This window comes from Candidatus Nitrososphaera gargensis Ga9.2 (assembly GCF_000303155.1).
In the GTDB taxonomy this organism is placed as follows: Archaea; Thermoproteota; Nitrososphaeria; order Nitrososphaerales; family Nitrososphaeraceae; genus Nitrososphaera; species Nitrososphaera gargensis.
The window spans coordinates 449,650-467,645 of record NC_018719.1 but is presented as its reverse complement, the minus strand read 5'-3'; the positions used below and the strand labels follow the sequence as shown (position 1 = coordinate 467,645).

General features: G+C 45.6%; 17 protein-coding genes and 1 pseudogene. 7 read left to right on the top strand and 11 right to left on the bottom strand.

Annotated features, from left to right (window positions below; all coding sequences use genetic code 11):
• Window positions 1-76: 76 nt before the first annotated feature.
• The 5 genes from ureC to NGAR_RS02820 all read right to left on the bottom strand — a co-directional run bounded on the left by ureC (window position 77) and on the right by NGAR_RS02820 (window position 4,584).
• Window positions 77-1,804, bottom strand: coding sequence for an urease subunit alpha (gene ureC / locus NGAR_RS02840; protein WP_015018102.1), 1,728 nt, complete (start codon window positions 1,802-1,804; stop codon window positions 77-79).
• 20 nt (window positions 1,805-1,824) lie between these two features.
• On the bottom strand, window positions 1,825-2,193 hold the full coding sequence (locus tag NGAR_RS02835) for an urease subunit beta (RefSeq protein WP_015018101.1): 369 nt from the start codon (window positions 2,191-2,193) through the stop codon (window positions 1,825-1,827).
• A 93-nt stretch (window positions 2,194-2,286) separates the two neighbouring features.
• Window positions 2,287-2,589 (bottom strand): urease subunit gamma, encoded by a 303-nt coding sequence (locus tag NGAR_RS02830; RefSeq protein ID WP_015018100.1) that lies wholly within the window; start codon window positions 2,587-2,589, stop codon window positions 2,287-2,289.
• A gap of 171 nt (window positions 2,590-2,760) precedes the next feature.
• Window positions 2,761-3,459, bottom strand: a complete 699-nt coding sequence (locus NGAR_RS02825; protein WP_148680874.1) for a hypothetical protein — start codon at window positions 3,457-3,459, stop codon at window positions 2,761-2,763.
• 6 nt (window positions 3,460-3,465) lie between these two features.
• Window positions 3,466-4,584 carry an urea transporter gene (locus tag NGAR_RS02820; protein ID WP_015018098.1) on the bottom strand — a complete coding sequence of 373 codons (1,119 nt, stop codon included), beginning with the start codon at window positions 4,582-4,584 and terminating at the stop codon, window positions 3,466-3,468.
• Window positions 4,585-4,948: 364 nt separating this feature from the next.
• Between NGAR_RS02820 and NGAR_RS19505 the strand changes: the two are divergent.
• The 4 genes and pseudogenes from NGAR_RS19505 (at window position 4,949) to NGAR_RS17100 (ending at window position 6,628) form a co-directional block, all read left to right on the top strand.
• Window positions 4,949-5,890 (top strand): annotated as a pseudogene (locus NGAR_RS19505) (RNA-guided endonuclease InsQ/TnpB family protein).
• 82 nt (window positions 5,891-5,972) lie between these two features.
• The gene (locus NGAR_RS02810; RefSeq protein WP_015018095.1) at window positions 5,973-6,158 is read left to right on the top strand and encodes a hypothetical protein; all 186 of its coding nucleotides are present in this window, start codon (window positions 5,973-5,975) and stop codon (window positions 6,156-6,158) included.
• 50 nt (window positions 6,159-6,208) lie between these two features.
• Complete coding sequence (locus tag NGAR_RS18655) at window positions 6,209-6,343, top strand: hypothetical protein (protein WP_266190379.1); 135 nt, start codon at window positions 6,209-6,211, stop codon at window positions 6,341-6,343.
• Window positions 6,344-6,472: 129 nt separating this feature from the next.
• The gene (locus NGAR_RS17100; protein WP_187147628.1) at window positions 6,473-6,628 is read left to right on the top strand and encodes a hypothetical protein; all 156 of its coding nucleotides are present in this window, start codon (window positions 6,473-6,475) and stop codon (window positions 6,626-6,628) included.
• A gap of 175 nt (window positions 6,629-6,803) precedes the next feature.
• Here the strand turns inward: NGAR_RS17100 and NGAR_RS02805 are convergent, their stop codons facing one another.
• Window positions 6,804-9,170: a sodium:solute symporter family transporter gene (locus NGAR_RS02805; protein ID WP_015018094.1), complete on the bottom strand. Its 2,367-nt coding sequence runs from the start codon at window positions 9,168-9,170 to the stop codon at window positions 6,804-6,806.
• Between the two features lie 139 nt (window positions 9,171-9,309).
• Here NGAR_RS02805 and NGAR_RS02800 point away from each other — a divergent pair, with 139 nt between their 5' ends.
• Entirely contained in the window at window positions 9,310-9,849 is a 540-nt protein-coding gene (locus NGAR_RS02800; protein ID WP_015018093.1) for an Lrp/AsnC family transcriptional regulator, read from the top strand.
• 82 nt (window positions 9,850-9,931) lie between these two features.
• Here NGAR_RS02800 and NGAR_RS02795 read toward each other — a convergent pair whose 3' ends face one another.
• The 3 genes from NGAR_RS02795 to NGAR_RS02785 all read right to left on the bottom strand — a co-directional run bounded on the left by NGAR_RS02795 (window position 9,932) and on the right by NGAR_RS02785 (window position 11,991).
• On the bottom strand, window positions 9,932-10,810 hold the full coding sequence (locus tag NGAR_RS02795) for a ParB/RepB/Spo0J family partition protein (protein WP_015018092.1): 879 nt from the start codon (window positions 10,808-10,810) through the stop codon (window positions 9,932-9,934).
• Window positions 10,811-10,994: 184 nt separating this feature from the next.
• Entirely contained in the window at window positions 10,995-11,276 is a 282-nt protein-coding gene (locus NGAR_RS02790; RefSeq protein WP_015018091.1) for a hypothetical protein, read from the bottom strand.
• A 115-nt stretch (window positions 11,277-11,391) separates the two neighbouring features.
• The gene (locus NGAR_RS02785; RefSeq protein WP_015018090.1) at window positions 11,392-11,991 is read right to left on the bottom strand and encodes a hypothetical protein; all 600 of its coding nucleotides are present in this window, start codon (window positions 11,989-11,991) and stop codon (window positions 11,392-11,394) included.
• A gap of 453 nt (window positions 11,992-12,444) precedes the next feature.
• Here NGAR_RS02785 and NGAR_RS02780 point away from each other — a divergent pair, with 453 nt between their 5' ends.
• Together NGAR_RS02780 and NGAR_RS02775 are read left to right on the top strand one after the other, a co-directional pair.
• Window positions 12,445-15,237: a peptidylprolyl isomerase gene (locus NGAR_RS02780; protein ID WP_148680873.1), complete on the top strand. Its 2,793-nt coding sequence runs from the start codon at window positions 12,445-12,447 to the stop codon at window positions 15,235-15,237.
• 71 nt (window positions 15,238-15,308) lie between these two features.
• Window positions 15,309-15,803: a hypothetical protein gene (locus tag NGAR_RS02775; protein ID WP_148680872.1), complete on the top strand. Its 495-nt coding sequence runs from the start codon at window positions 15,309-15,311 to the stop codon at window positions 15,801-15,803.
• Here the strand turns inward: NGAR_RS02775 and NGAR_RS02770 are convergent.
• Together NGAR_RS02770 and NGAR_RS02765 are read right to left on the bottom strand one after the other, a co-directional pair.
• Window positions 15,739-16,959 (bottom strand): glycosyltransferase family 4 protein, encoded by a 1,221-nt coding sequence (locus NGAR_RS02770; protein ID WP_015018088.1) that lies wholly within the window; start codon window positions 16,957-16,959, stop codon window positions 15,739-15,741. The two genes, NGAR_RS02775 and NGAR_RS02770, sit on opposite strands and share 65 nt — an antisense overlap.
• A 14-nt stretch (window positions 16,960-16,973) precedes the next feature.
• Window positions 16,974-17,912, bottom strand: a complete 939-nt coding sequence (locus NGAR_RS02765) for an NAD-dependent epimerase/dehydratase family protein (RefSeq protein ID WP_015018087.1) — start codon at window positions 17,910-17,912, stop codon at window positions 16,974-16,976.
• Window positions 17,913-17,996: the final 84 nt, after the last annotated feature.

Sequence of the window (17,996 nt, the reverse complement as noted above, 5' to 3'; positions counted from 1 at the left end):
AAATGAGAATGAAAAAGGGTACAAGCCTGCCCGTAAGGCAGGACCAGTCCCTTCCATATGTGTTGTGTTCGCTTTTTTATGCCATGAAGTATCTCTGCGCAAGCGAGAGTTCTTCTGCCGGGTCTACAGTAGCAATCTTGCCGTCAAGCTTTACTTCATAAGTCTCTGGATCGATCTCGATCTTTGGCGTTGCATCGTTCCACATCATGTCCTTTTTGCTGATGTTCCTGCAGTTCTTTACAGGCAGGACAACCTTTTCCAACCCTAGTTTCTGTGGAACGCCCAGCTCAATTGCACGCTTGGACATGAACGTGTAGGATGTCTTGTGGACTGCTTTGCCCATGGCTCCGAACATCGGCCTGTAGTACACTGGCTCTGGCGTGGGTAGCGATGCGTTGGGGTCGCCCATTATGGACCACGCTATAAAGCCTCCTTTGAGAACCATCTTAGGTTTTGCCGGGAAGAATGCCATCGGATACATCACAATGTCTGCATACTTGCCCACTTCAAGCGATCCAAGATGTTCTGATACGCCGTGCGTGATTGCGCAGTTTATGGTTGTCTTTGCAATGTACCTCCTCGCTCTAAAGTTGTCGTTATCTCCTGTCTCCTGTGGCAGCTTGCCGCGCATCTTCTTCATCTTGTCTGCAGTCTGCCATGCCCTTATGACGACTTCTCCTATCCTGCCCATTGCCTGGCTGTCAGACGAATACATGCTGATCACGCCCTCGTCATGTAGCACGTCCTCTGCCGCAATGGTTTCGGCTCTGATCCTTGATTCTGCAAAGGCGACATCTTCTGCGACTGCAGGGTTCAGGTGGTGACAGAACATTAGCATGTCTAGGTGCTCGTCTACAGTATTCTTTGTGTATGGCCTAGTCGGGTTTGTAGAAGATGGCAATGCGAATGTTTCGCCCGCTATCTTCATAATGTCTGGCGCGTGGCCTCCACCTGCCCCCTCTGTATGGTATGTATGCACCACTCTGCCGTCAATCGCGTTTATTGTATCTTCAACATATGCACACTCGTTGATTGAGTCAGTGTGAATTGCCACCTGTGTATCCGTCATATCGGCTGCTTTTAGGGATGCGTCAAGAACCGCCGCGGTGGTGCCCCAGTCTTCATGGTCCTTCAGCCCGCATGCTCCTGCCTCGATCTGTTCCAGCTGGGTTGCCAGTGAAGGGTGTGAATCGTTTCCTTTTCCCAAGAATCCCCAGTTCACAGGGGTGTCTTCTACTGCCTCCAGCATCCTGCTTATGTTGTATATACCGGGTGTGCATGTGGTAGCATTTGTCCCGTCTGCCGGTCCAGTCCCTCCGCCTATCATGTTGCAGATGCCATTGCTGATCCCATCGATGTATTGCTGAGGGGCAATCATGTGTATGTGAGTGTCAAAGTGGCCCGGCGTGCATATGGTATGTTCGCCGGCGGTTGCCTCGGTGCAAGCTGAAACAACCATGTTCGGGTTCACCTTGTCCATGGTCAGAGGGTTTCCTGCCTTTCCTATTCCCGCAATCTTGCCGTCCTTGATGCCAATGTCTGCCTTTACTATGCCCAGTACAGGATCCAAGATCACTGCATTTGTGATCAAAAAGTCCAGAGCGCCGTTCTTGTTGGTGACTCCAGAGGTCTGTGCAAGGCCGTCCCTGAGAGTCTTGCCTCCGCCAAAGACACACTCATCTCCTGGGGTTATCAGATCTTTTTCTATCTGAATGAAAAGGTCTGTATCGCCGAGCCTGACTTTATCTCCTGTTGTTGGACCAAATAGGTCGGTGTATTGCTTGCGTGTAAGTTTGAGAACCATTTTCCTCTTTTTCCCTCCTCCTATGCTCCGTTAAAGCCAAGCTGCCTGGCTTTTTCCACTGCTGCGCGCATGACTATGCTCGAATTCAGGCCGCCCATCGTCAAGCCATTGAACCCAAAGCATATCCTCTTGCCGCCAATTTCACACAGCTCCACCTCCTTGCTATCGCCCGGCTCGAACCTGACAGAAGTTCCTGCAGGAATGTTTAGCCTGTATCCAAACGCCTTTTCCCTTGGAAAATCCAAGGCCCTATTTACCTCGAAAAAGTGGGTATGCGAGCCTATCTGGCAGGGCCTATCTCCCTTGTTGCTTACAGTGATCTTGATGGTCTTCCTGTTGCTGTTGCATAGCACGGGATCCGATGACAAAACATATTCTCCGGGGATCATCTGTGCGCTTCTGACCTCCTTCTTTTTTGTAACTCTAGTAGATTTTTTTTTGAAACTTTTTCTTTCTTTACCATATTTTTCTCATCTCTTCACCTATTGGATAGGATCATGCACAGTCACCAGCTTTGTTCCATCAGGGAAAGTCGCTTCCACCTGTACTGTATGGATAAGCTCCGGGACTCCGGGCATGACATCGCTTTTCTTTAGAATAGATCTTGCAGATTGCATAAGTTCAGCCACGCTCTTGCCTTCGCGGGCGCCTTCAACTACATAGTTTGCAATATATGCCACCGTTTCAGGGTAGTTCAGCTTGACTCCTCTCTTTTTCCGCCCTTCGGCTATCTGGGACGCCGTCCAGATCCACATCTTTTCCATTTCTCTTGGTGCGAGCATCATTTTTGCATGATACCTCTTCTTTCAGATGATTGAGCGAACTATTTTAAATTTAGAAAGGCGAAATAATACAATAACATAACAGAAACACCGGTTTTGTTTTCAGTTCAAGCAGAGAATCTACAGGTTCAATAATTAGGAAATTAGCCGACATCGGCTTATTTTTTCCGGGTTTTATGTATTCCTGATGTCATTCTGAAGCTGGCAATGTGGCGGGAGTACGACGTTAACCCAGAAATGCACCTGCTCGTATGTTCCATTCTTGTTTACTGGTAGCTTGAAATCAAATCTTCGGCCCCCTGAAGCGCTGATCGCAAGAAAATTAGCCACTATTGCCCGGCCGAACATGTTTGCAACTGCCGTTTCTATGCCCTTTCTCAAGATAATCTCTTTTATTTCAGAATACCAGATCGAATCAGAATAGTTCTCGCTCTTGACCAGTTCATCTGGCGCAAGTGAGGCCTGTTTTCTTATTTTCGAGGGGTCCGGATTTTTCAGCAGGAGAAGGTACGGATAGGGCGCAAGGCCTGCCACATAACCTACATCAGCAAATTTGGTAAAAAAGCTCTTCTTTGTAATTATGATGCGGGCCGTCGTAAAATCCAGGTAAAAATTACTCGACCAGCCTCCCTTGTTCTCTGAGCTGAGCCTGAGAATAACCTCCTCGGTTCCGTTCTTTTTGCACCAATCAGTAAAAAATTTGATCTTCTCAGAGTCGGATTTGTCCCTAAAAGCATGTCTGGACTCGCTCAGGAACTGTTCAAATGTGTTAGGGTTCATGGCTAATTTTTGATCTTCACCTAATTCTGTTTTTTCGCCTCTGCAAGTTAAAAGAAGGTATAATGGGAAGGGCTGGCCGGCCCCTCCCACCATCCGATCTTAAGGCCTTGACCAGCCTAATCCTGCAGGGATGTTCTGGAATCCAGACGTTGCGAGGAGGAATATCCATGCAGTGAATACGAATGGTCCCGTCAGTGCAGGCAGTCCCCATTGTCCAAAGAACCTCTGAAGAGCAGGCATCAAGAAGCAGCACCCTATGGTTGCGAACACTGCCATCATGAAGGATTGTGGCGTGAGAGGAACGAAACTTGTAAGCGCAATCATTACCAGAACCTGATTGAAGCCATGCAGTCCCATCCGTATTTCCGCCGTGGGAAGCTTTGTAAGTATAGCCATCGCAACGCCTATTCCTGATCCCAAGAGGGCCATCAGACCTGCCAAGTAGAGCGGCGAAAACTCGTTCCATTGGGCAGTATAGCCGTTTGTCCACCAAGGCCTATCTTGAACCCCTGCTATGAAGGGAGCCAACTCAAAAGCAAGTGTCAGCCCTACAACCCAGAATACACCCGTTTTCCAGTTTTCTACGAACGTGACCTGGGAAACCCCTTTCAGTGTTGCGATCATGAACTCTTTTGGCGTCCATTTGAACGAACCAGCGTCAGATGTCATTGGATTTCCGCTGCCAGCTATGAGCTCTTCTTTTGGTGGAGGCGCTGGAGCCGGCCATATGTCGTGGCCAAATCTCTTTGTTGCATACATGAGCGCCCAAGTGGTAAATATGAACGAGGACGTAAAGCCGGGAATTGCCCATCCTGCTGCTGTGCTGCCAAGCGCAAACATGTCGCCCATCAGATGGGCAAATGCCATCCAAGAGAATGCAGTGATTGCGGCTCCAAAGACCGAAATGAAGAATGTCGCTTTGTTCGCCTTGACGAAGGGGCCTGACCAGAAAGCCATGCCAGTCAGTATCGAGTTGTACCCAAACAGACCAAATGTTACAAGCCCATAATCAGCACCTGCGAGAATTGCAACCCCTGCACCTATCAGCCCAGCCAATACCATCATCGCGCCTGCCTTTCTTGATGCCAAGAATACACCTGCGAGAATCAATATTCCAGTAATCGGCGAACTGAATAGAGGGACTTCTGCTATTCCATTGAAGAGGGTGAAGAAGAAATCTAGCGCCGGGTCACCTGTTGAATAGGTCGGAATGGCCATCAGGATGTGAATCCATGCAAGTATTGTTTAACGATTTGTAACAGAGATCAATTTATTAGCCAGCGGAATTCTTGGCGCCTCCAATTTGTTGTTCTGCTCTGGAAACGAGTCCTAAATTCCTGAACAGAAAAATGTCTATTGTTCCTTCAAAAAATAAGCCGATGTCGGCAAACTTTTTGTCGTTATTGTTGATGATGCAACTGCGGCTAGTCCACAATGGCTATCCTACATGCCGTCAGGTTTTTGCTATTTTGCTAATTAACTCATTCTTTTAAAGATATAACGGCGAGAAATCCACCGGACACAAGTCCAGTGGATGAATCGCCACCATCACATTTTTTAGGCAACAGTACCTGTAAAATAGATGTACCCGTACTACTATTACTATTACTATTACTATTACGGCTGCTATCATCACCATGACGCTCATGACTACAAGTTCCGCCTATATATCCAACAACGAAAGAACAGGAGCTTGTGTTAGAGCAGACACTTGATGGCTGCAGGTGGATGTACAACTACTTCTTCGACAAGAATATATATCAAAAGAAGATGATGCAGTTTTTACTCTAGCTGAGTTGAAAGAGCAGAGCATCCTTGGCTCCGCAATAATTACCACAGCAAGATGCTGCAGCAGATGGTATAACACATCAGGTTGCAGCAGCTGCAAGAAAGGCTGCCAAGACAGGCAGGTTTCTTACAAGGATGCTAAAACCGTTGAGGAGGGCTCACCGTAGAGTATCTAGAAGGCAGCTTGGCAGCAGCAACTACGATAAAGCAAGACACATGCTTGCCAGGCTGTATGAAAGGATAAACAGCAACAGCAACAACAACAGACGAAGGGACTTTCTACACAAGCTGTCATCATACTACAGCAGCCGCTACGATCTCATATTCTTGGAGAAATTGCGGGTAATGAACATGACCAAGAACCACCGGCTTCTTGCAAGAAAGATACTGGATGCAAGCTGGTCTCTACTTTTAAAAATATGCTGCTACAGTACAAGGCTAATCACGTCGTGGAGGTAGAGCCTGCATATTCCTCGGTTGACTGCTCAAGGCGCGGACACCCAGTACCAAAGTCAATTGCAGTACGTACGCATGCATCATGTCAAAAATGCAGAGCAGTACTTGACAGGGACTACAACGCTGCAACCAACATCCTTAAGCGAGGGCGGGAATCGCTGATGATGTTGTTGCTACTACTACTACCGGTGGAACGCCGGGAAGTTACACGCCTGTAGAGATCGTACAACAGCGGTCGCTGAAGCAGGAACAAGAAGAGGCTATCGGACAAGTCCGATAGTAGTTCACTTAAAGGATATGTAAAGAATGAAACAATAGAAACCCGTGATTAATAGCTGAATCATTCAACCACCTAAATAGAGTTGATTTTTGGGCCTCTTGAAAGCAGTATCAATGCTGCGACGCAGGTAGGCTTGCTGATTATTGGACTCGTCATAGGGCTTCACCACTCTATAGAAGCAGACCATTTGGCGGCGGTTTCCACCATGGTTACAACAGCTAACAACAAAAGCAGCAAGTTCCGGGCGCCAATGCTTGGCATCCTTTGAGGGGTCGGCCATACGACTTCTCTGTTTATTGCAGGCATATCATGGTGCTATTGCTGGCGATCAGCATTCTTGAACGGGTCAGTGGCATGATGGAGTTTGGTGTCGGCATAATGCTGGTTTTCCTTGCAATCCAAGCGCTAGCTGGCTTCAACCTTGGCCGTTTCTTGCGCGCAGTTGTGCATTAACGCAGACATGCTCACCCTCATGTCCATGAAGATGTAGGATTAGTCCACTCACATGAACATGACCACAGGTATGGCCACAAGTCATTAATTGTCGGAATGATACACGGCATGGCAGGAAGCGGCGCCCTGATGTTGGTCTTATTGTCAACCATCAACTCTGTCCCGCTTGGGATTGCACATATTGCCATATTTGGTGCTGGCTCGATAGCTGGCATGGCAGCAATGAGTACGCTTATTGGCCTGCCGCTTGCCAAGACAAAAACCGCGTTATCAGCCTGTCGCTAAAGTATATCTCCTCGGCAACTGCTCTTACAATTGGTATTGGTATAATCTATGACCTTGCGATAGTAGAAGGAGCTTTCTTTATGCCATAGCAGCATAGCATGCACATAATACTGTGCATGCATTTCTCATAACATAAAATCAGCCTAGGATCTCTTATTGTCAGATATCTATCCATCTACTTGATTAGGACCACAGGCATGGATGCCAACCTGAGAACCTTGCTACTAACATGGCCAATCTCCTTTGCGTCGCCTAGACCAGTTGTGCCCATTGCTATCAGATCCACGCCCAATTTTTCCGCCGTTTCTATGATCTTTGTTGCAGGATCGCCCAGCTTGACTATTCTTTCATACTTTACAGAGGATCTGCTCTTTGGAAGCAGGATGCTTCTCAGCATCTTTTTTCCTTGCTCTTCCATAATCGCAGCCAGTTCATCATCAACAGATTCATCATTTTCATCCATCCATTCTATTACATTCAGAATGTACACTGTAGTTGTAGCTGTTACGCTGCCGGCGTTGGCAAGAAGGTTTGTTGATGAATTCAGCGCTCTCAGTGATTGAAGGGATCCGTCCAAAGGTACGAGTATCTTCCTATTATAGGCCGCTGATCTGTTGATGCCAGTATCGCCATAATGGTTGTTGTCGGATCTATCATCATCGGCTGAAAGCCTGTAACCGGGTCTTGTGTCAATCACATGATATCCAATCCTTTGAAGAACTTTGACAATGCCTTTTCGCGACTCTATCAGAGGTAGCAGTATGATCGCTGCCGCGGCGGCGCCAGCCCACAATACCGCAACCCCGATCCATATTGAATAGACTGTCTGGGAAAATATGTACCCAGACAAATACAGTGGCATAGGCCAAGCAACTACGAGCACAAGCGTAAGAGCTACGGCAACTTTGTACCCGAATCTAGAGGACCGTAAAAGATATTCTTCGTCATTTTCATCCTCTACCAGTCGCCTTATCTTTGCATCCACGATCAATATTTTCTGCTTCATCACCCTAAAGTCGAAATTCTCTGGTTTTATCACGCTCCCAAGCAAAGTTATGGCACCACCCACAAGGATCGACGTCAGGTTGCCTGCCAAAAGTGGAATGTTCTGTCCTGTTGAATGCACAGATATTGCGCCATAAAGCGTGTAGGCAGTCAGCAGCCATACTACCAAGCCACAACACAATCCAATCAAGGCTCCAACGGTTGCAGCAACCTTGTTGGTCTTTTTCCATACGACTGCGAGGGCGATCGGGACAACAGCCGACCCTATCAACACCCCCATAGCGAGATAGACATACTGAAGGCTTGCTCCAACCTGCAACAGAACTAGGGCCAAACTCCCCATCCCCATCCCAAAAAACAAGATTGAGAGACGGGATATCCGCATCAGACTCCTTCCCGTGGCAGACGGTCTGATGTAGGTTCGATAGACATCATAGGTTATCAAAGAAGAGACAGATACGAGTTCGGCAGAGCCGGCAGACATTACAGCCGTGAATAACATTGTAAGGAGAAGAATTGCACCCACATCACCAAGGATCTGGGATGCAGCTGTAGGGGCTACCAAGCCCATGCTTATCTGCTCAGGCATCAGTGGGGCATGGATTGCAACCGCTGCAAGGCCTAGTGCAGTGGCCAACGCGAATGGGATTGCAAACCATGCAAGTCCGCCAATCAGAAATCCCTTGAACGCGGATTTGGGCGCAGCGGCAATGGCACGCTGCCAATATGCTTGATCCACAAAAACAGTGCCGAAATTTCCGACGATGTTGATGATTCCAAAGATCAGAGCTCCAGTAGAGGCCATGGTCAGGTATGAACCAGCAAAATTGCCATCGACTGGCTTGATCGCGGCAGCCTCCGTCAGCCTGTCAAACATACCCGATATTCCCCCGACCTGCGGATTTGAAAAGTAGATCACGCTAATGAAAACCAGGACTACCGCGAAAAGGAAAACTGAATTGAGATACTCTGCAAGGAATGTCGCCTTCAGCCCTCCAAAAAATGTGTAGATAATGACACCAACAGGAATGAGAAATGCCGCGATATAGATGTCAACGCCAGTAAGGGAATTCACTACCGCTGCTCCTCCCAATACAAGCATCGCAGTCACGATTGTGTTAGTCATTAACGCGAAGAACAGGAATACTTTGTGTGAATTCTTGCCAAAGCGCGCGAAAATAATTTCTGGAAATGTATGCGATGATGGAGCTTTTCGTTTGACTTCCAGTGCAAGGATTGCGAAAAGGACAACTTGAATGCTGGCGCCGGCAGCATACCAGAACGGCCCGCTTATCCCAAACTGGTAAGCTACAGTTGAAGATTGGAGAAGCGTCGCGGCCCAAGTCCACGCAGATACTACCGATGACGCGATTAGGCCTGTTTTTACAGTTCTTCCAGCAGTTGAGAACCATTCAAAAGTTTTCCTTGTTCCAAGCCATTTGGTTTCCGCTCTGACCAGCGAGGTCACTGCCAGAGCCATGACAAGTCCCACTCCGAGGAGGATAAAGTACCCTACGCCCTCCGAAAGGACTACCATTTACTATTTGAACCGGAAAGTGGCATATAAACAAGATTATCAGGCAGGGACTTGATCGATTAGTTTTACAAGTAGTATAATATTAGTTCCCAATAATACCTATAATCTACCTTGTGCATACCTAGGTACTGGTAACAGCATGCAGGATAAGATCGACGAGCTTATTCTTTCCGCATTGAGCAAGAATTCGAAGCAGGATGTCCGCGAAATCTGGGACTTTCTGCGAGACTTTGGCTTCAATCTGAGCGAAGACGAAATTGAATCTAGGATCGCAAGGCTGGAGGAAGAGGGGGTTATAACTGGATACACTATTTCAGTCAACACAAGGAAGATACCAAAACGCGTAATCCGCGTCGTACTTGTAACATTTAGGACATCGCAGCATCTTCCGAAAAGGATTGAAGGTTTGAAAAAATATCTGGCTGATGCCCCGTTTGTTTTGTTTTCGGGACGCACAAGGGGAGGATACGACTGGATATGTGTCCAATCATTCCCATCAGAGGAAATGGCCGACGAAGAGAGCGACATCTACAGGAACCTGTTTGGAGACATCATTCAATCGTACGAGGTATACGACTTTATTCCACTCAAAGACCCATCATTCCATTCCCTTGCATATACCGACAAAGAATACAAGAAATTCCTAGATGAATGGATTCCACCATTCCTTCCTCGCTAGAATCCGGGCGTCATAATAACTCCATGCTGCATTATTGCTAATGAATTGCAGCAAGGCGGCAGCAGCAACAACAACTTCTTTACTAATTTGTATCAGAGTTGATCTTGCTCTTGAACCTGATGCTTTCATCTATCATGGAATGAATGCGTAGCCTCACGCTCATGAGGAAGTCAACTAATTCTGCCCTTTGGTCCGGTTCAACAGTGGTATGCACTTCATTGATGAGGTTATCAAGTCTCGTTAATGCAATTCTTAATGTCAAAGATGTTTTCTTTGCAATCGTAAACGACTTTGAGCGGGTCCGTGACGAGATGACAAGCATATCATCATCTATGTCATCAGCCTGCCTTAATGCACTTTTTAGCTCCCTGATCTGCCTGACAGTCAGATTGTTATTGTTCATTATATGGCTTAGCAGCTTTGGTTGTTTGTCAGATGGAACTTCTGCTATCTCTATAGCCTGACTTATGTTCAGGGACTTGCTTGCAACCTTTTGCTTGATCTCCTCTGGCAATTTTAGAAGCTGTATATGGTGCGAAACATACTCCTCGCTCTTGCCTATTTTTCTAGCAAGTTCGCTGACTCCGCCCCATCCAAAGTCAATAACGTACCTTCTGAAAGCCTCGGCCTCTTCTATAGGGTCCATTGATTTTCTCTGTATGTTTTCCGTAAGCTGGATCTCGTATGCCTGCTTGTCGGATAACTCTCTTATTTTTGCAGATATGAATCTCCACCGAAGAGTTCTGCAAGCCTGGAATCGGCGATGCCCTGCGACAATTTCAAAACCGTTTGAAAAGGGCCTTATCAATATTGGTTGCAGCAGGCCGTGTTCCCGGATGCTATTTACAAGCGTTTCGAACTCTTGGTCGTTCTTTAGAAACTTGTCACGTATTGCGAACTGTGATGGTCGAATCATTTTCATTTCGATCTGTTCAACAACACTGGAATCAACAAATTCCATAGTTCCCAAATACAGGAGCGTGTACTTATCTCTTCTTCATTTATCATAATTTTTGCAGATTATGATAGAATAACATTTAACATAGTTCTATCGAGAAGGGGAATTTTCTCAAAAATACGTATTATTTTGCTTGAATGATATACCTGTTTATGGCACATATTAGCTGGAAAATGCTTCTTGATGGCTATATTTCTCGGACTGATATAGAGATCCTATACAGCTTGCCCCTGTGGGAGAACACGCCTGTCGAACTGCTACTTTTCTTGTTTCTTCGATAGTAACCGCTCCCCAAGTGCATGTATCCGGCAACCTTGTCACTCAGGGCGGTTTTCAAGCGATGGGATTGGAAATCAGCAACATAAGTTTCGCCCACAATCGCTTCTAGTTCCGGTTCGCTGCTTGTAGGAAATGGTGAAGCAGTAACATCATTATTTATCTTGTCATCATTGCGATCTCGCGTTTTCAATTGTTGCTGCCCTCCTCAGCCAAGATTATTACGAGGGTAGTAGCGTTAAGGCGCCCATCTAAAACAGGACAAGACTGTGCAGAGGTTTTTGATGTTGTTTGCTGTCGTCCTATCATCATTTTCGATGCCTTTTCTCCGCATAAAAGATTTCTTCAGGTAGAAAGAGCTCCTGTACATCCTTTGGTAAAGTTTCATGATCCAAAGATGCTCTGCCTATTGCAAAATCCTTCAAAAATTCTTCTCCAACGATTTCTGCTAGCCTTTTGATAGGATATACATACATCTCGTCGACCCAAGATGGGTAAGATGGTCTTACATATCTGTAATCCTCCGTGAGCTTGAGGGTAAAGTACCATGCCAATCCCTCCCGCAATTGATGCGTGTGGCTCTTACTTATTACGCCATGGATCAGTTCGTGGAGATAATGTCCATATTTCGCAATATCATATCTTATTACGATTTCCTGGAGTCTATAATCGGTCATTCCTACAAATTTCGTATCACTGTAAATGGATCCATCTGAAGCTTCCTTTCTTCTAGAGATTATCTGTACCTCCATTTCCCAGCTGCCGCGACAAATCAGTACATCAAATGTTGTCACAATTCCAAAGTACCTATCAATAGTATCGTTTGCAGTATCAACCAGCGTCGAGACCTTTTGAACCTCTTCGCCACTTACATCGGTCAGGAAGTTTATTATTGATCGTTGCATCATTCGTCGATGATCAGGGATCATTAAATGAAATAAATCAGACGCATAAATATCCTCCGATTTTGTTGTGAAAAATAACTAATATATGTTTATATGATATGAATACTCGAAAATAAAAATCCCAATATAAATATGCAGCTGCTATTTTCCTGTCGATGCTAGGTCAGTTCAACAGCACGAAGGGTCTCGGCGGATACACGACCAGAATTGTTGTGATTAACTAACAAACTATCCTTTGGCAAAGTCCAACAGGTTTTTAGAGAATTTTTGTTGCATCAGGTCGTTGTTGCACATTATTGCCTCTACCACCATTTTTCCTTCCTTCTTATGCATGTAAGCAATGCCGCAAGATTCAGATTATTAGGGCAGCATACGCAATGCTGCTTCTCATATCAGCAGAGCTTGGTCTAATAATGGCAGTACATTTTAAAAGGGTAAAATACACCCAAAACGTCGATGTTGGAAGGTACCAGGCCATTGTTCAGAGCAGGGTCTTTTGAGTTTCAGACAAGGCACCTGCTGGTTATCGCGGTTCTTGCTCTTGCGTTCACCTCTGCGCTCATAATGAGGTTCTACCCCGTAAAGTATGGATTTTACCTTAACGAATTCGACCCCTACTTTGACTACCGCGCTACAAAGTATATCGTAGACAACGGTCTTGACGCGTACTGGAACTGGCATGATACAATGTCATGGTACCCAGAAGGACGCGATATTCCAGCAACTTCCCAGTCAGGTCTGCATATCACCACTGCAGTCCTCTACTCTGCATTTGGTGGCGGAAGCGACTTGCTGGACTTTACCATAGTGTTCCCAGCAGTCATTGGCTCGCTTACTGTTATTGTAATCTTTGCTCTGGTAAGGGTGCTTGGCAACACTTCTGCAGGGCTCTTTTCAGCATTGCTGTTTGCATTTAGCCCTGCAATAATCCAGAGAGGCAACCTCGGGTGGTTCAAGTCCGAGCCCCTAGGCCTCTTCTTCGGGATTCTAGCCGCGTACCTGTTTATTTCAGCCATCAAGCACAAGGAGATCAAGTACGCCATACCCAAAGCGGTCGCAGGTGGTCTCATACTCGGTCTGGCAAACGCTTCATGGGGAGGAATTCAGTACTTTAGCATCCCTATCGCGATATTCTTTATCGCACTTCCGTTCTTTAGAAGGGACCTGACAATCCCGATGTATGTTGCAATCGCATTTACGGTATTCACGCTGATAAGTGCGGCGGCATTCCCAAGACCGGGCATGTCATTTGTGCTAGGCCTTCCAGGCCTTGGCATGATTGGTAGCACCATTTTCCTAGTCATTGCCCACTTTTTGAAGAGGTTCAGCCGTTCGCAGGTGCAGCTTCGCAACACTGCATTTTTGCTGATTGCCTTTGTAGCAGCTTCAGTAGGCGTGATCGCAACCGAAGCTTATCTATCTCCGAGCTTTAGGTATCTCAATGCAGTGTTTCCGTTTCTGAGCTCACAGAACGCACTTGTAGAATCAGTCGCGGAGCACTTTACCCCGACCGTAGCAGACTACTTCGTAGACTTTTCCGTCTTGATCATGTTTGCAGGGCTTGGCGCATGGCTGGCATTCAGGCGCAGAGACGACATGTCGATATTTGCGCTCATTATTGGCATCACAGGAGTCTACGTTAGCGCCACGTTCGCCAGATTGCTGGTGTTTGCGTCCTTGGGTATAATAGTTCTGGCGGGGCTTGGATTGTACGAAGTCACTCGTAGCATCATGGCTCACAGGCAAGCCACTGCCACACCATCGGTGACTCAGAGGCCAACAGCAGCTACAAGGGAGGAGAGAAGGAAGATCGAGTTTGCAGGCAGGGGCCATCCGGCCTCCGGGCAGGCGGTAAGAATAGCATACACAGTAGTCATCATTATGATGCTTTCAATTCCAATGTTCTTCCCATCTAACTCAAACTGGCTGAGCTCTGCAGACAGCCCTGCTGCAATCGCAAACGGAGGAACGGGGTTCAGGACACAGACCAACGACTGGACAGATGCTCTCAACTGGATTGAACAAAACACTGAGCCGGACGCTGTGATTGCATCATGGTGGGACTATGGATACTGGATAACTACGCTTGGCAACAGGACTACCCTGGCGGACAATGCAACAATCAACTCGACCCGCATCGAAACGATTGCAAAGATGCTCATATCTGACGAGCAAGCAGGATTAAAGATCGCCCAAGACTTGCAGGCTGATTATATCTTGGTATACACTGTTGCGCAGGTACGGTTCCTCGGCCAGACCAACAACACTGAAACTGGTGCCACAGAGCAAGTCCCCATTTACACCCTCGGCCAAGGCGGCGATGAGAGCAAGAAGCAATGGTTCATGAGAATTGGAGGCTTTGATGAAAGCAAATACATTGAGAGCGACGGGTTCACGCCTACGCCAGAGTTCTGGAACAATACGCTCCTTGGCAAGCTCTTCCCGTTTGAACCTTCATCGTATGTGCAGCTGAGCGATGGCAGGGTTGCAAGCCAGCCCCAGCCAGAATGGGAGCCGGGCCTCACAGGCCTCTATACCCAGCATATAAAGTACCCCACAGACGGCGGAAGCGACCAGCCTCTTCACCTTGTATATGCCTCGCCCAGCTTTGAAAATGAAGAAAACATCATGTTTGGAGTGTTCATTTACAAAGTGAACCATGACTATGTGCCAAATCCACAGGGTGACCCCTATGCTGAGCCAGAGCCAACTACTGCGAATATGACTACATCAAATGAGATTGCAATCATCAATACTACACAGGGACCAATCGAGATAGAATTCTTCCCCAAGGAAGCTCCAAAGCACGTTGACAACTTTATCAAGTTGGCCAATGAGGGCTTTTACGATGGAACGCTGTTCCACAGAATAGTCCCCGGGTTTGTGATACAAGGAGGCGACCCTAACACCAAGGGAGACGATAGTGACAGAAGCACTTGGGGCCAAGGAGGTCCAGGCTACACTGTGAACGCAGAATTCAACGACATCCCCCACACAAGAGGTATAGTATCCATGGCAAGAGCACAGGATCCAAACAGCGCAGGTTCGCAGTTCTTTATCGTGCTTGACGATAATGAAAATACAAGGGCGCTTGATGGAAAATACACAGTGTTTGGCAAGGTCATAAGCGGAATGGATGTTGTAGACAAGATAGCAGCGCTCCAGACAACGATGGTTGGGCAAACCCCGCAGCCAGCCAATCCAGAAGAAGCAAGAATAATATCGATAAGCATACGCGAAAGCAAATAGTAAATGATGATATTGCTCATTAGTAGGTAAAACTAAATTAGTAGGAAGAATACAGCAATATCACTGTAAGAATGACTGAAAAGCTTCCTCGTGTAATAATTAACAAGCAATTCCTACGAAAGCGTTGGCTAGATTTTAGAAACGGTCATAGTATTTACTTGGTATTCGTATTAACATTTGTAAACTTTATACTTATTGCTTATAACTTGGCTATAGAAAAGGTTCCATTTCTTAGCAATATTTTTGGTAGTCTTAGTGCCTTTACAGTTGTCTTTATTGCCATTTATGTACCAGCAGCCATGCTCATTGGCTATTGGCATAGAAGAAACCAGTATTCTGTGGAAAACGAAGCAATGTTGCAAGAAAATTGGATATCAGCATGGTTACTGAGGCATCAAATAAGGCTTATCCAAGGAAAAGTGACAACAGAGGAGACAGAAGAAGTGTTGAGATATTTAGAGAATATCATAAAGAGAGGCAAAAGAGAAGAATTACTCCATCCTAAAGAGAAGATTCCAGAATTTCAAGGTGCCTCTCAGCAACAACCCGCGAAGAATGTGTCTTAATTATCCATTCTCGGCTTTTTTTTCCCATTACAGCACGAAAATCTAGATTTTTTGCAAGTTTGAGAAGATTAGAGCATATTTCTTCTTCTGTGAAGGAGTTTAAAATTGGGGGCTCCTCACCAAACGCTCGGATAATGTAATTTTTCTTGTAAAAGATAAGCACGGGTTTTTGGCAGCACATTGCTTCAGGGGTACTAGTTCCCCAGCTACCCAAGATGAACTGATCAAGAACTATGTCTGATGCGTTGTAATACTGAATGAGTTGGTTCTTGGGAACCGGTTTTATCCATTCAATTTTATCAGATATTCCAAGAGAACTAGCCAATCTTTTACTGTTATCCTCATCAATGCTCCAGGCTACCATTATGAATTTAGAGTTTGGTACTTCCTTGACAAACTTTGCATATGCGCGTATCATTTTATCATTGCCTTTTTCATTCCATATCTGGCGTGTAGGAGAGAATAATAGAATATCGCTTTCATTTACGTATCTTGCACGTAACTCTTTTGCGTCTAACGGTCGATATTTTTCTGGGTCTATAGCAAAGGGGCAGAAAAGAATTTTGTCTTTGTCAAGATATGGTAAGCCATCTGAAATCTCGAATGTATCAGGATTCGTTATGATGATTTTTCTTGCCTTCCTATAGCCACGCCTAGCTAATTTGTCGCGGAATCCGTTACTATACGGAAAATAGCGTATCCACCCAGCATCGTATGCCACATATGGTATGCCAGAAAATTGTGAATATATCGAAAAGGGAACATGACATTCTATTATATCATATTCTCGCATCATTCTGATCAGGTTAATCCGGGATTGTATTTTTGCCATCATGTGCTTCTTGCGGGGTACCTTGTTTAGAAAATCAAAATAGCGTATCCAGCATGGAGGATTCCACATTTTTCTTGCTGCATCGCCATCTATTGAGTAAGGATCGATTTTATCAGACATGGTGCCGTCCTCCCATTCTGGTAACGCCATGCCAAAATCAGATATATTCACAGCAAGATCAACATCCACATTCATTTTTCTCAGTTCCTTAGCAACTGCATATCCATCGTTAGCCATGTTTCCCAAGATCAGAATCCGCATGTGTTTCATATTTTCATACTTCGCTTTAACATTTATTGCAGCATATTGATTTACAGAATCCAAAAATTCGATGGCTATTATTTTGTCCTATTTTCAAGTGAATATTCAACCAATCTCTTGATTCCATCTCGTACAGAGAATTTCGGTTCGAAGCCCAACTTTTTTTTGGCCTTTGAGTAGTCATATTTCATTCTGCGTATATCTCCTTTCAGTGATTCAGTAAATCTTGTTTTTGCCTTCAGACCAGTGATATCTTCAACATGGTGCAATACTTGTTTAACAGATGTTTCCGTATTTGTAGATATTAGAAAAATGTCAGCATCATCGACAGCGCTATTCATAGCTTTTATTACACCTTGCACTGCATCTGCTACGTAAATGAGGTCGCGGGTCTGCTCCCCGTCGCCATTAATAACAACCTCCTCATTATTGAGAACATTCTTGACAAAGGTTGCTACAAGAGGTCTCCAGTTCAATTTCTCATTAACTTGCTGACGCTCGCCATATACCGTTGCAAAGCGCACCACTGCGCTACGCACTCCATGTATATTGTGATATATCTTGCAATAATATTCTGAAACTAACTTGTCAGCATCATATGGCGTGGTTGGGTTATTGATCGAATTTTCATTTATTGAGTTGCTTCCGCTTGTTGAACCATATATGCCGGAATTGCTGGTAAACACTACCTTGGCTTGAAGTTCTCTCGCTAACTCCAGCACAGCTATCATGCCTTTACAATTTGTTTCGATATCTCTCATTGGATCCTTAAGGCTCGATGACCTCGGTGCAGTGGCCAGATGGAATATTCCATCAAATCTATCTTTAAAATAAGAAGATTGGAGTTGTTCTACATTTGAAATGTAAGAAGTGATGTCGCTCTTAATGCTCTTTAGATTATCAAGTTGTCCGTTGCTGAGGTTGTCTAGAACCGTTACTTCATGTCCATCCTTGAGGAGACTCTCAACAAGATGAGAGCCCACAAATCCGTAGCCGCCAGTTACTAGATATTTCAATGTAGTACGATGGGTAAGAGTCTAATGCCCGATATAACCGTTTAACAACTATAACTCGGCAGACATTCAGGTTATCTTTAGACC